This is a genomic window from Segatella hominis, assembly GCF_004535825.1.
GTDB lineage: Bacteria > Bacteroidota > Bacteroidia > Bacteroidales > Bacteroidaceae > Prevotella > Prevotella hominis.
Map to the genome: position 1 here is coordinate 68,853 of NZ_SGVY01000009.1, position 16,405 is coordinate 85,257.

A 16,405-nucleotide genomic window follows, 5' to 3' on the forward strand; every position below is an offset into this window, starting at 1 on the left:
ACACGAACTCAACAATTGAAGACAATGATAAATTTCAGAATATTGGCTATAATGGGCTTGATGGCAGTAGCTGCTGAAATCAATGCCCAAGAGACAACCGACAACGCCGAAAAGAGAGCGAAGGAAACGGTAAACAAAAAGCAGCCAAACTATCCGATGAAAGAGGTATCCGGTACCATCTACGATGCTGCCACAGGCAAGCCTCTTAGCGGTGTGCAGATCCAGGCACTTGGAAATGCTCGCTATGCTGCCATGACCAACGAGGACGGTACCTTCACGATCAAGGTGCCTACCTTCACTACCTCGCTCTATCTGTTTACCTCACAATATGCAAGCCAGCAGGTATCTATCGCAGGTGTCAACAACATCCAGGCGAAGATGCTCAGCGACAAGTTCAACGAGATGTACACCAATGGTACGAAGTTGGGCAACGAGGCAAGCCTGAAAGCACAGGTAAGTACACAGACTTCCATAGAAGACCTCATCGGCGAGAAATTGGGTGCTGATGTACGCACCGTGAAGCGCTCAGGTGCTCCAGGCATCGGTTCTGCCATGTTTATCCGTGGTCTGAACTCCCTGAATGCCAACGCCCAGCCTCTCATTGTAGTGGATGGTGTTCCTATGGACATGCAATACGACGGCACTTCACTTCAGACAGGTATGTTCAACAACCAGTTGCTGAACATCAATCCTGCCGACATCGAGAAGGTTACTGTACTGAAGAATGGTACTGCCATCTATGGTGCCAAGGGTGCCAATGGTGTCATCGTACTGGAGACCCGCCGCGGCAGAACCATCGCTACACGTATCGATGCCAACATCGGTATGGGTGTCAACCTGGTGCCACGCCTGCCAAAGGTGATGGATGCAGATCAGTATATGAGCTACGCTACCGAAATGCTCAGTACCTATCCTAAGATTGACAAGTTCTTGGAAAAGGGTTCTCTCAACTTCCTGACCACAGATCCAAACAACTATTATTATAAGACATACCATAATAATACTGACTGGAGCAAAGAAGTATATGAGACTGCATTGAGCCAGAACTACAGCATCAATGTGATGGGTGGTGATGAGGTAGGTATGTACAACCTCTCACTCGGTTATACAGACGGACAGAGCACCGTGAAGAAGAATGGTTTCAACCGTGTGAACATCCGCTTCAACAGTGACCTGAGCATCATCAAGAATTTCTTCTCAACCCAGTTTGACATCGACTATGTCAAGTTGAGCCGTGATGTATTCGACGATGGAGCACCAAGCGATTTCAGCAAGGGTACCGTAACATCTCCTACCCTCCTCGCGCTGATCAAGGCTCCTATCCTGAATCCATACCTCTACAACAATACAACCCGTGAGTTGACCTCTACATTGGCAGATGCAGATGACTTCCTGACTCCATTGAATCAGAACCTCTCATTGGCTAACCCAACAGCCTTGTTAGTAAATGGTAGCGGCAACAACAAGAACCGTATGGAGAACTCTATGTTCCATATCCGTCTGGCTCCTAAGTTTGAATTCAAGGGTGGATGGACATTGAGAGAGAACATCAACTATACGCTGAACCGTAACTCCCAGCGTTACTATCGTCCAAAGGGCGGTGTTCCTACCTACTATGTAGAAGGTTTGGGTAGAGTTCAGACGCAGTCAGCTTCTATCTTCGCCAAGGAAGAAACCCTGATGAGCGACACCCGTCTGGACTTCACACGCCTCTTCGGTGCTCACTCGCTCAAGGCGATGGGTGGTTTCAGATACCTCAGCTACAACTATGAGATGAACAACCCGACAGGTCAGTATAGTACAGCCGGTAATGACAAGTTGCCTAACGTATCCAACAGCATGGACTTCAAGGATGCCACAGGTAACGACTACAAGAACACCTCACTCACCTGGTATGCTCAGGCAGATTACAACTACCGCAACCGCTACTTCCTGCAGGTAGCTGCCTCTATGGAGAGCAGCAGTACCTTCGGCAAGAAGGCTACAAGTCTGCGAATCGGTGATGTGGCATGGGGCTTCTTCCCAAGCGTACAGGCTGGTTGGGTAGTAACCAATGAGAACTGGGCTCCAAAGGGAAAGAACTTCAACTACTTGCGCCTCAACGCAGGTTATGAAGTGACAGGAAATGACAACATCAACAACAAGGCTGCCCGCACATCCTTCGAAGTGTTGAAATTCCTGCACAACAACATTCCAGCCGTACAGCTCAACAATATCGGTAACGAGAACATCACTTACGAGAAGACTCGCCGCTTCTATACAGGTTTCGAGAGCCAGTGGTTAGAGAACCGTTTAGGTTTGGACTTCACCTTCTTCTTCAACCACACCACCAACCTTCTTACATTGAAGGATTTCACCACTCCTGTGGCAGGTGTAAAGAGCTATTGGAGCAACGAGGGCAGTCTGGACAACAAGGGTGTAGAGGTACACATCAACGGCAAGCCTATCGTCAGCCGCAAGTTCACTCTGGAATTAGGAGCAAGCATCGGTCATTATCTGAACGTGATCAAGTCGCTTCCTAACAACACAACCCTTGCCCTGAATGGTCAGGAAAATGCAGCAGTAGGCTACACATCCAGCATCTACGGCAACCAGAACATCGCAACACTCGTCAATCACAGTGCAGGCGTATTCTATGGTTACAAGACAGCCGGTGTATTCTCTACCGATGCAGAAGCAAAGGCAGCAGGCAAGGACGGCTATCTCTACCAGGTAGATGAAACCGGAGCCAAGAGCTATTTCAAGGCAGGTGACATGCACTTCGTGGATCTCAATGGCGACGGCATCATCAATGAGAGCGACAAGACCATCATTGGTGATCCAAACCCTAAGTTGTATGGTAACTTCTTTGCTCACGCTACATGGGGCAACCTGACATTATCAGCCATATTCGGTTACTCGATCGGCAATGATATCTACAACTATCAGCGCAGCATCCTCGAGGGTGGCAATAACTTCTACAACCAGACCAGCGCCATGACAGACCGCTGGAGAGCAGAAGGCCAGGTAACCAATATGCCTCGCATCTCTTATGGAGACAAGATGGGTAACTCACGCTTCAGCGACCGATGGATAGAGGATGGCAGCTACCTGAAGCTCCGCTCCCTCAATATCAACTACAAGATACCTGTCAACTCTTCATGGCTCCAGGGACTTCAGGTATGGGCAGAGGCGAACAACCTCTTCACCATCAGCAAGTATCTTGGCGGAGATCCAGAGATGTCTGTATCCAATGCAGTGCTTTACCAGGGCATTGACACAGATTGCGTATCACAAGGTCGCACCTTCACGCTCGGTGTGAAGATCAACCTCTAATAATAGTACAACAATCACAAAGCATACAAAAATGATAAAAATTAAATATTTTATTGCAGCACTCATGGCTGCTATCACACTCAACTCATGCAGTGATATGTTCGATGATGGATCCAACCGCTACATCACCAATCCATCGCTTGATGATAAAGTGGACTCCATGTTCTACATCAATGGTATATTGAAGGGTGTACAGCAGGCCATCGACCAGAATGTGCTTATCAACGAACTTCGTGGTGACCTATTGACCATCACGAAGGACGCTTCAACCGATTTGCAGAAACTGGCTTCTTTCGATTACTCCGGCACCAACAAGTACGATTCTGCATACGTTTACTACCGTATCATCAACAACTGCAACTACTACATTGCTCACCGTGACACCACGCTGATTACCGGTTCCAGTGAAGTGGCGATGAAGGAGTATGCAGAGGCCAAGGCTATCCGTGCATGGGCTTATCTCCAGTTGACCCACAACTACGGCAAGGTACCTTTCTATACCAAGCCGTTGACGGATATCGCCGGCATCGAGAATGCTGCAAGTTCCGAGAAGAAAGATATCAATGGTATTACTGCTGAGTTGGCTCCAGACCTGGAGCAGTATGTAGATCTGCCAGTACCTAACTGGGGTAACTTTGATGCAGGTACCAACGATGCAGGAAACAACAAGACTGTCAATACAGCGAAGATGATGATTCCTGTAAGATTGATCTTGGCAGACCTGTATCTGGAATCCGGCAACTATGCAAAGGCTGTAGAGCACTACTTCAACTACCTGAAGAAGAACAAAGAGACGGTTAAGAACTATTTAGCAAGACCTACCTACAGTCCTGATTACAATAGCTACCCTACTTCGTTAAAGAATGGATACTACTGTATGGTTTCCAATACATCAGACTGGAAAAGCCGCTATATCAACGACTTGGAAACTGATACTTACGTAGCAATGGCTACCAATAAGTTGCGTGGTGAGATTACAGCTTTGCCAGGTCTCTTCGGTTACAATTACTATACTTCATCAGATGGTACGGAAGTAAACGAGAAGATTTCTCTTGAACCTACCAATGCCTATATGAATTTGAGCAACAGTCAGGACTTCTACTATGCAAATGGAAATGGTAACGGCAGTTCTGAATTCAACATCAAGAACCTGATTTTCGCTAAAGCCTCTATCGGTGATATGCGCTACCACAGTTCATACGAAAGAGTGAAGTTTAGCACACAGGTGGAATTGACTAAGGTCATCCTGAAGTATTATAATGCCAATATCACATTGTACCGAACTGCGGGTATCTATCTGAAGTTAGCTGAGGCTGTAAACCGTATGGGACATCCTGATGTAGCATTCGCCGTATTGAAGGATGGCTGGAATCATACCTTGGAAGAGGACACCACCTATATGACCCAGGAAGGCATCAAGTTCCTCAAGACCACCTTGCCATTCCTGACACCAGAAAACCGTGTCGTTTTCAATGATGAAAGTGAGACCAACGGTATGTCTTTGGGTAATCAGGGTATTCACGCTCGCGGTGCTGGCTTCACCATGGGCAATGGTTCCGGTTATCAGTTCCAGAATGAGATTGACAAGAAGTTGGCTCAGTTGGGCCATGCTTATCCTGCCAATGCAACTGCAGAAGACAGTTTGAGAATCAATCAGGACTGTGTAGAAGACCTGCTCTGCGATGAAATGGCATTGGAGCTTGCCTGGGAGGGTTCCCGCTATGGCGACCTCTGCCGCATTGCACGCCACAAGAACACAGACAGCTATTGGGGCACCAACTACGGTTCACTCTGGCTTCGTGACAAGCTTGCGTTCAAGAATCTCAGCATTGATCTCAGCAATCCAGAAAACTGGTTTATGCCATTCAAATAAAAGGCTCGGACATGAGTTATAAAACATCAAGTGGCCACACTTGATATAACAAGTTAGAAACGCTTTCTCGCCTGCGAGAAAGCGTTTCGTTTGTATAAATACCCTTCACCCTTCACCTATGCCACATAAACAACTGACACTCAGACGGTTACTCAAACAATTACTCATTTCCACCCTTCACCACCTTTCACCACCTTTCGTCTTGTAAAAATTTTCGTCATTCTTCACCACCCGTTATTTATTTTAGCATCTTCCGGCTTTCCATGAAAAGTGAAGCAGACTTCTATGAAGAGTGAAGTAGGCTTCTATTAAGAGTGAAGCAGGCTTCTATTAAGAGTGAAGCAGGCTTCTATTAAGGCTAAAATAACATTCAGATGACAGACGGTGAAGGGTGAAGATGGGTGGTGAAGGGTGAATTTTTACCCTTCACCTCCAGAACCCCAGTGTTTATGGGGGTTTCAGGAAAAAAGATGAAGGGTGAAGGGTAAATGCCTATACGAGTTGAAGAAAAAGGACTAAGATAGAAAAAAAACTTGCCTATGGCGCAAAAGTGCCCTCAGTAAGGGCACATTATTGCCATAGGCAAGCACATGGTCGGAACACAACTTATTTAACTAAATATCTCTTTCCATTGACCAATATGATTGTACCAGGAGAGACAGCATCCTTGTGGATGCGCTGGCCAGATAAAGTATAGACTATCTTGTCGTTTATACCTTTCACAGAGTCTGCTGAAACCTCCCTGATAGCAGTAGGCGTTTCTTTGACATGGAGCACAACAGGCTTCCAGGTATCCAGACGACCATCCCCATCAGCATCCACAAGTCCCGTCGTTCCATTAGGAACAAACAGATGAACCTCCTCAGCCTGTTTTTCCGTGACAGGATCCGCAACCGTACCGGCACCCTTGATTACCTTAAAGGTAATTTTCTCCTGAGGCGTATCCCCGAAGATAGCCATGATGGCCACGTGATGCAGGTTGCCTGCTTTCTGCGGAAAAGGTTCAGGACACTGATTGCCCACAACATTGCCCTTCGAATCAAAAGCCACAATCTCACAATCATCCAGGAGAACACCATTCCACATCACCTGACAGTACAAGAAAGAATTGGTATTGTATATGCGATGTTCCCGCTCATAACGGTCAAGATATTGGATTTGGCGCCAGCCGCTCTCCTTCTCCCAACCAATCTGACCAAATTTCTTATATCCGTCAGACTTTCGATAAGTACCATCCTCACAAGCCTCAGACTTGGAAGAATACTTGTCGTGAATGTCGGTCTGTGCGGACATTCCCTGTGCCGCACAAACCAGACATAATAATAAAAAGAATTTTCTCATAAATCTTACTTGTTAAGATGAACGAATTTCTTGTTACCACGAATGACAACAGACTCGATAGCATGCTTAGCCACACGCCTACCGTTCAAGTCATACGTTGCTTCTGAACTATCCTCATCCGTCTTGACAGAGCCAATACCCGTGGTAGAAGCCAAGTCGATGACGAGAGGTTGGTCAAGACTACCCACGATAGCGTCGTCACGATAGAACATGGTTCCAGGAATCACCTGTTCCATTCCATCCACGCTGACGATGAAACGCAAGTTAGCACCACTGTTCTCACCAGCAATCGTGATGAAATAAAGATCAGCATGAGCCTCATCAGTCAAGGCACGAAGTTCACCATCACCATCAATCACTCTGACTACGGCATCCGAACGGACAGCACCATGCTTATCTACCACACGGGCAATGACGTTCATATTGCCTTGATGCATCTGGGCAATCTCAGTTTTCTCATTCACTGCATCATCTCCACCCAGTCTCATGCTCTTAGCCATAGAGGTTTCCCTGGCAGCAGAAGAAGTTGCAGATGGATAATGGAAAGTCTGCTGCTGATTACGAGTAGAATAATACAAGTAACCCTCGCCCGACTTCAAAGCCTCCAAAGAGCCTACCCATTCACTACTGTTCCAAGAAGCAAAAGCAGTCTGACTCTTGACGACATCACCTTCCTGAGGTTCGAGATCAGCAAACGCATTGCCGAGAGAAACGTATCCAGGAGCCTTATAGCCAATCCAGTTCCAATTAGGTTTGATGACAACAGGATCATTGGCGACATCAATAGCATCACCGACAACAGACAGAGATACAGGCGCATTGCCCTGGATTTTGTACATCTCGCCAGCTACCATCTCATTGATGGAATTGCTGGTAGGAGTCCACTGTCCATTTTCACTGATCATATAGTTCACCTGATTCTTGATGCCAGCGAGAAGTTCATCAGCACTTCCATTATCAGGATTCACATAGAAGCTGCTCCATTGCCATCCTTTCTTGAGATTCAGGATTTGCTCTACCTTTTCCTGGGCATTCCAAACGTTAGGTGAAGAGATGGTACCAACGATATTGTCGGTCACAAACATGTTCGCCTTGTCCATGCTCACCTCTACCATCGGAAGAACTCTACCTGTCTTAGCCTCAAACACCTTATAGGTCAAGTCCTTGCCGTTGTCCTCAGCATTACCATATACATTCATGAGCACATAGTAAGCATCATAGCGAGAGAAGTAAGTAGGCTTAGCCACACCCACACATCTGTCACCTCGGAAGGCAGCCACGATGTCATTCACGTCTTGCGACATCTCACCATTGATTTCAAGCTGACCATTGACATTCATCGTAAATTCGTAATCTGCAGAATTTACGCTCCAGTCTGGAGCCACACTCGTACTGTTCACCTTGATGACCATAGGTTCTGGTACGCCCAAGTTACCAGTCAGGTAAATCGTAGCCTCCTGACTGCCGATGGCAAGAGCAGGATCAACCGCAAAGGTCAACTTCTTGCTGGAGAGCGCAGGCAGATAGCCCGTTTCATTCTCCAGAGTGAGCCAAGATGGCAAACCGCTTACAGTCCATGACTCTGTAGTACCACTATTATTATTGATTTCAGCCTCGATGCTCACCTTTTCTGTACCATGCTTCACGGTTTCCACTTCATCCTGCTTCCATACGAGTTGGTTTTGGCGAACATAGACATCCCATGTCACATTCTCAGAATAGTTGTTGTGACTGTCACGTACATTCTTGACCGTTACAGTCAGCGTGCATCCCTCGATACGTTGTGGTTGCTCTGTGAGATTTACCAGAATCTTACGTTCGCTTGCCACATATTCGAAGCTTACATTCTGCTTATCAGGTACAGACTTCAATGCCGGTACATTATCAGAAGTAGGCGCAAGAGTTACAGGCACATTGACAGGCTTAACTTCCCCAGAGCGTGTAGCACTCTGGTCGGAGAGCGTTGCTAAGATGGTAGGCGCATTACCTTCATCAAGCCCACCTTCCTCGAAAGGATAGTAAGCTATCAAGCCATCACTTGCCTTATTGACACGGGCATACATATTGTTCTTTATGACATCACCCATACGGCGACCCTTCCAGATACGGATTTCATCTATCGCACCCTTCAGCATATCCGTAGCCTGAGCACCATCATACTTACCACCCAAGAACAACTTACTTGTCTGGATGGCAGGAAGAACAGAAGCCATCATCTGCTTCTTAGCCACACCATCGAGATAAACCGTAGCAGAACCTGATGTACTCTTCAGCACATTGATAGCTACATGGTGCCACTGGTTGTCAGTCACCTTGTCAGAACCGATTGCATAATCAGCGCCATTCACATTCATCTTGAGCAAACCAGCCTCATCCACAAAGATGTCGAGCTGATCCTTGCTATTGAATCCGAAGACATTCGCCTTACCATTCTGTTTTTCCTCTGCACGGAACCAGAATTCAGCCAAATAGCTTTCCTCATGGGTTGTGGCGATCTTGGAAGCATCCACAGCAACGACGGTCTTTCCGTCCAAGGCAAGTGCATAATTCTTGCTTGCCAAATACCAGGCTGTAGCAGAAGGCAAAACGAGATCACGACTGCGAGCATAGTCGGTAGCCAAACCACCATGACCTTCATCCAGTCGCCAATAGCCCATCAAGCCATCGCTATAACGGGTCTTCCGCTCGTACATTTCATTCTGAGCCTCACTCCAAGGACGAGCCTGATTCCAAAGACTGACATCATGTATCTGACCTTGCATCTTCTCACCCAATGTGATAGGACCATTGCCTTTGTACTCACCAACCTTTAAATTGTTGAACAAGACAACATCAAAGGCATCATAAGCATAATTGGCATTGAGGGTCTGCTTCTCTGCATCATAACTGAAGCTGACAAACTGCCAGGTATTCTTCTTGAAAGCATTGTCGCTGGTAAATTTCTGTCCATTGACATCAACTACCATCTTGTCATCATCAGCCACGCTCACGGTCATTCTGCCAGCCTTCGTGCCATGTGAGAACACTTCACCCTTGGCAGAGTAACGCATCCACATATTGACGGCAAACGACTTATTGCTTAAATTGAAGCTGGCATTGGTCTTGGCACCTTCGCCACCTGTCAGATTCAGGGCCACATCATGAGCTACCTGTGCATCATTCAATTCTCCCTGGATAGAGAAGTTGTCAGCCTTGCTCATCGCACCAGAACGAATATCCTCGTTGAAAGTCAAGGAGATTTCGCTGTCTGCGGTAAGTACGCCATTAGATGGATTAGGATTGCTAATCACCTGTGGGCGAGCCATATCCTTATAGAAGGAAATGACCTCAGAAGACTTCGTCACCTCTTCACCACCAAAGTTGCTCACCGTAATGGTACGGATATTCCATTGACCATCAGGATAAGTATCATTGTTTGCCATACTGAAGACATAATTGAATGTACCTTCATCAGGCAACAAGCCCTTGTTCTTATCAGCAGCCGCTTCCTTCTCGCTGACTACCCACTCTTTCACGGTAAGCCACTGCGGATTGCCCTGCTGCTGTACCTGCAGGCGAACACTCTTCATACCACGAGCATTCTTATCATAATTGCTGATGGTAAGATGCATCGAAGTACCCGTCTCCATATTGATGGCACTCTCAGCTGCCTTCAGAGAGACATCACTACTCGTCTGCTGGAAGTAGGCACTGAGTTTCAGGATTTCCTCGATATTGCTATCACAGGTGCTTGACATACGAAGCTGCAAATCCTTATAATCATAAATGTCAGGATTGGTCTGTGAAATCTGCAAAGTCTTGGTTACAGTCTCACCTGCTGGTACGAGAATGGTACGACCAGCGGTCACATCCTTACCGTCCATCTTGACAGCAGCACCATTTGGATTGGAAGAATCGACCACATTCAAGTTGAAGTAACTGTCGATATCAGCCTCACTGGTATTCTGCAAGTAGATGGTAAATGTAGCAGGTTTGCCACTTGGTACACCTGTCACAGAAGTTTCCTTGGCACTGAGATGAGGCTGCTCCACCTGAGCAGTCTTTGTCTGGATGGTAGTACCCGGTCTGTAATACTTGGTCTTCACCTCATCCTCGTATGGGCAACTGGTTTGTCCGGCACGAGTATAGAAGATAGGTCCAAATCCATCAGGAGCATCGATGACATCAATAGAAAGTGCATCGGCATCACCTATCTCTACAAGCGAGAAGCCCACTTCACGAGAAGACTCCTCGGTGCTGCCATCACTGGTAGTCGCGCCACCTCCCTTTTCTTCTTTTGTCAAAACCTCAACACCATTTCCATCAAATGCAAATCCAAGTTTTCCACTACCTACAATCAGCAGCGAAGTCTCGCTTTCCACGGTGAAATCCTTACTGTTCACCGATTGGGTAGAACTGGACACACTTGAACCGGCATCAAAAGAATAGTTCGTACGCTTGTACTCAGCATTCTCGATGGCAGTCACCTTTGCCTTCTCATTGTTGGCCAAAACCTGTGTCCATGCAGAAATCTGCGCATTATACCAGGCGATGGTATCGCTTGCCACATAGTCGTCCTTCAATTGAGAACCATTGTATGCACTCTTTGGCAAGACCATCTTATAAGACTCACCGCTAAGTTCACCAGACTTGGAAGCCTTGGCTCCCCAAACTTTCTTATCACTATTGTTGGAGCCTAATCTGGAATCAGTATTAGACAACTTGGTGATATAAACAGGCTTGTCTGTGTTATTGACATAGCCATCATAGCTGTTCACATGTACCAAGCAAGAGTTACGCAACTTCTTGAAGTTTGGCAGCAGTACGTTCTCCACATAGTTCTGAGTATAGGAGAACTCAGTACCATAACGAGTACCCACGCTCATCACATCGCGTTTCTCCAGCGCTGGCACACTATTAGCATCAGCCGCATAGATACCTACCTGTCGGGCATTGCCGAAATTGTAGTTCACAGAAGAACCGATGAAGACGTCACCCTGATCGCCTACATACTCCGGCTGATCGCTGGTAGAGATACGCTTGGTAGTGGTAATGGTCTGTACAGTAGTATTTCCCATTCTCACCTCTTCGTCAATCTTGACTCCCACTTCCAACTCGTTCTTCACTTCTATTTTGGTATCTTTAGTTACCAGAGCACCCATACCTGCCGTACCGGTTGTAATGGTAGTTTCGCAACCCATGCTTGCCTTGACGCTCGTCTCATTGGCATATTTTATAGTTCCGCCACGCATCTTGGTGGTAGAGAAGGACTGTCCTTCCTCGATATAAGCATTTGATCCGGAGCCTGCTGGGTCACGAAGAATCATAATCACCTCGTCAGGACCAGAGGTCACGAAGTTGCTGCCCGAAGTCAACTGTCCCAAGACAATGCCCTGGAATCCGTTGCCACTCCAGTTCTTCTCCACACCATCTATAGGATAGCTCATCGTGAGCGTACGGGTGTAAGGAGTCAGGATATTTGGAGAACCAGCTTGCCAAGAGTAGGTTCCATGACCTAAAGAGTCGAGCTCGATTTCAGTCTGAGAAGACTCATATACCTCACCGTCCTTGTCACCGGTGACATAGACAGAAGTACCAAATCCCATCTGGTTGGTGATGTTCACCGTATTGTTTGCCAATGGCACCTTTGACTCCTTGACAGGAGCATCTGCGTCATGGTTGAAATACTTTTCATACAAACTCAGGTCGAACTCGTAGTTGCCTCCCTGAACGAAAATCGGATAACCGAAGGTATAGGCATCCGCATTTGCAGTCTTTGGCAGAGTAAACGTTTTCTCCTTATTATATAGTTCTATCGATTTCTTGGTGCCATCTTCAGCAACCAGCTCATAGGTTGGTTCACCAAAGGCACCTTCAGCCTCTACATTCTTCTGAACCACATCCAGGATAGCCGAACTGCGGTAACTCTTCTTCAGCGATGCTACATATTCAAACTTCTTATAGCCATCCTCTACTTTGATAGAATCGGCAGATGTAGCCTGTGGATCAGTAGCATTGATGATTTCAGCCGTATTCCAACTGATATCGCTGTTGCTGTCAATATTAATTCCAGTCACAGTATATTGAAGCGGTGGAACCATAGCAGCAAACTCACCGGTCTTAGGGTCGGTCTTGATGGTAATGATACGTGCCTTATCGGCAGAACCGGAACCCACAGTAGTAGTAGAGTTACAAACAGCATCAGCAGGAACAGCAAATACTCTATCGGTCTTTGCCGTCACATATTCATAAGCCTGTCCATTCTTTTCCAGACTTACATTCATACTATAAGTATCAGAAGCCTTCAGGGTCAATGTAGCCTGACCAATGTTGTTGACTGACTGTCCCAAACCAAGCGGTTTTTCATTCTCTACCGCACCACCCGTCACACGACCTACGATAGGTACAAGCGTGGTATCGTAGAACGTAATGGATGGAATATCTCGGGTAAACTCGAATGTCTCCATCTTATTAGCATCCTCATTCTGGGTAGGATAATACCCCATACCCTTATACGACTTGCCATCTGCATTGCAGAATTTATGACCGAGCTTGCTGGCACTGATATAGTGATAGCCGATAGGCACGCTGATGGTATATTCACCCTTTTCGTTGGTTTGGATAAACTCACCATCCTTGGTGCAAGACACACCATCCACGGCAAACTGCACACCCTCTACAGGGATTGTAGTACCTTGATAATATACGACACCGCTGACAGAGAATGAACTGACATCCTGGAAGTCCACACCATTGTGAACGAGCGACTGTGCACTAACAAAGCGGTTTGCCTTGGCAGCAGAGAACTCATGTGTGCCCTTGGAAGGACGGATAGTATAGCTGGTACCATCGCCAGAGAAAGGCACGCCACTGATGGTATAGTTACCATTCACGTCGGTATATGCCGACAAGGAGAGCTGATCCTCCGAAGGCACGTCATCGGTAACAGCCATATTACTGATAGTACCATGGTTTCCATTAGAGACACCACCCGTCTTCGAGTAGTCATAAGCTATGGTTTGATTAGTAATACCCTCATCAAACTTATAATACAAGTAGAGACCATCCTCACTGCCCGACAGCGTGTGATTATAGTTCTTCTTGATTTGGTCGTCTGTCAATTCCTTTGTCCAGAAGCGACATTCGTCGATGACACCAGAATAAGTTTGGTTATCACCTCTGCTATCTCCATACCAAAGTCCAGATTCAGGCAAGTAATCCCTATTTGCAGACAAAATGGCATCAACCATCTTATATGCACTTGGATCTGAAATCTGCACCTTGGCACTTTGGATTTTTCCGTTTTCCCCTATAACACGCACTGTATATGTCGCATTTCCATCGAAAGAAACAGATGCATTATAGAACTTGCCCGTCGCTATTGTAATTTTCTTGTCCAAATAACGGCGGTCAATCTCTATATTGTTATTTTTAAGATAAGATAGTCCTATACTGAGATCACCTGTAGATCCAACTGCAAAATAGAAAAAATTGGTAGCGAAGACGTGCATACCATTTTCCGGGAATTGGTCTATCTTGATATACGTCTGTGCAGTCCATGGATTACCGAACAAAGATGCCATCGTCTCTTTAGGCTTGGCAATACCCACCTGACAGGTCACATTTTTGGTAGTGCTGAGCGCATGGAATGCCTTCAGTTTTTCTCCATCAGCATTATTTGCTTCCGCTATCACTTTCACACCTTCCACTGCCGTGCCTGTATCATAAGATATACGACCGCTGACAACTCCCGTAGCAAGAGCAAAACCATCCGTTTCTTGTGATGCACCAGGACTAATAGTTCCTGTTTCCTTACACTTGCGATAACATTCCACCTCATACTGGTAGTAAGAGCCTGGTTGAGCAGAATTATCCTCGTATGTATAAGTCTCAGCCACACCAGAAGTAGTATATATATTTTGATATTCTGCATCGCTTCCTAAGAGGCGACGGCGCACATTGAAATAGGTCAAGTCTGTACCTACTTGCTTGACATCCCAGTTGACACGCACTGTACCGCTGTAAGCTCCACGGCTTGCATTGACACTAGTCACCTCAGAGTTTCCATCAATACCACCATCACATATGTTACTTGTGAAAGTTGTTTCTTGTGCTGCAACTTTCATCATATATTGGTATTTCACGCAAGCATTGGCAATTTTGGTATCATCAAAGGAATGACTTGTGACGTTCTTGTCACTAATAGTTGTCTCATGGAAGACTTCTCCCCAATCCGTAGTACCTTTTGCACGGCGATAAACCAGAAGTTTATAAGGGTTAGAAGACGTAGCATTTTCGAAAGAATAGAAACTACAAGTCACTGTAATTTTATTATCCAAATTATTCGATGCCAATATAGACTTCAGAGGGTTGCTCGTTGATATAGACGTATAAGTACTCTTATACAAATTGGTAGCATCCTCTGGCTTCATTATGGAAGTATTCCATTCATTCGGTTGGAATGCCACATAATAATAATAAGTAGTATTGTAGTCCTTAGTATCCTCATCTGTATATGATACCTGCTTGTCACTATATGCCAATTCCTTCAATTTTTCATAAGTGCTCGAACCACTCTTCCTGCGGAAAACCACCCATTTACCCTGTGTGGTCACATGTCTAGGATCAGCAATTTCCGGTGTCCAAGAGAGGATCACATTCTTTGTCCAGGAATTGGTAGAAGTAGAAATCGACTTTGGACGTGGATATCCATTGACCCAATGGTCCCTCTCATAACTTCTATTAAAATAGACATTGTTCTCTATACATTGGCTTCCGTTAAGAGGATATGACCTATAATTGGGCGCAAAACGAGTGATAAAAGGATGCAGGCAATGAGCCTTAAAATTGTCAAGTTTCATTGTCACATAAGCCGAAGTTGCAGATTCTGTACAATCCACAAAATCCGTTTTCACCTTCTTGGGAGTAGAATTGAGATTATCCCAATAAGTTTCAATCTGGATCGGTTCGCTTGGCCAATTTACGTTTCCCTCATATTTCTTCGAGAAACGATAAGCATACCTTAAAGTACCCGATTTATCTTTACCTCCACAGTTATTATATTTTTCTTCTAGCAAATTCGTGGAATAAGCCTGAACTACCCCATCGGCAGTACGCTTAAAATAAATGTCAGGCCAAGACATCGAAGGGAAGTTGAATGTTCCGACTTTGACTTTTAGGTCATTACTGGTAGAGTTGTCCTTATATCTCCACTTTCCTCGAATCGTAATCTCATTTGAATTATTGTAAATCCAACGTTCCAGAATAAGATCAACTGTAGTACCCATCCATTTGCCTTCTGTATTTTGAATGTTACTGAGAGCGACCGTGCCTCTATAGCCATTTTTGGAAAAAGATTTTGGTTTTCCAACTACCCAGTTATAATTTTTCTTCTTCAGGTTATCTTCGTTGTTACGACTACCCGAAATAAGACTCCATACTGTTTTAAGATTGATAACATCTTTACCGTTCACCTGGAGCCACACCTCATCATCGTATGCACCATTATCTCCATCCCAACAGAAAAAGTTGAAATTGAAATAAACGTGCAACGTTCCTGGAAAATTTTGTCCATGCACATCATTCACCCAAGGCGTTTGCGCCTTGACAGGTGTACCCACAAACTGTAACATTACCAATAGCAGCAGGCTCAATGCCCAATGCCGCATAGCCCAAGCTCTTCTTGGAGGAGCCAGGGCATCTCTTTTCATTTGTTGTAGAAAATGCTTCATAAAAATTATTATTAGAATTAATATATATCGAAAAACTTTATCATTCACTCTTACCTATATCAAAGAACATGACCATTCACTCTTACTGGAATTCAAATTCAGACTGGAATCAAACACTCTTTTACTGTAATTAAAAAACGCTGTCTGGAATCATTAACAAATTCAA

The 16,405-nt window shown here is 45.5% G+C and carries 4 protein-coding genes; 2 read left to right on the forward strand and 2 right to left on the reverse strand.

The genetic code is table 11. The annotated features are described in order from the left end of the window. The first annotated feature begins 24 nt into the window (after nucleotides 1-24). Both EXN75_RS05125 and EXN75_RS05130 read left to right on the forward strand, forming a co-directional pair. A complete protein-coding gene (locus EXN75_RS05125; RefSeq protein WP_134843001.1) occupies nucleotides 25-3,315 on the forward strand; it encodes a SusC/RagA family TonB-linked outer membrane protein in 3,291 nt (1,096 codons plus the stop codon). Between the two features lie 31 nt (nucleotides 3,316-3,346). Continuing rightward, a complete protein-coding gene (locus EXN75_RS05130) occupies nucleotides 3,347-5,188 on the forward strand; it encodes a RagB/SusD family nutrient uptake outer membrane protein (protein WP_134843002.1) in 1,842 nt (613 codons plus the stop codon). 606 nt (nucleotides 5,189-5,794) lie between these two features. Here the strand turns inward: EXN75_RS05130 and EXN75_RS05135 are convergent. Next, a complete protein-coding gene (locus tag EXN75_RS05135) occupies nucleotides 5,795-6,529 on the reverse strand; it encodes a hypothetical protein (RefSeq protein ID WP_134843003.1) in 735 nt (244 codons plus the stop codon). Nucleotides 6,530-6,534: 5 nt separating this feature from the next. Continuing rightward, complete coding sequence (locus tag EXN75_RS05140) at nucleotides 6,535-16,218, reverse strand: LamG domain-containing protein (protein WP_167639453.1); 9,684 nt, start codon at nucleotides 16,216-16,218, stop codon at nucleotides 6,535-6,537. Nucleotides 16,219-16,405 lie beyond the last annotated feature (187 nt).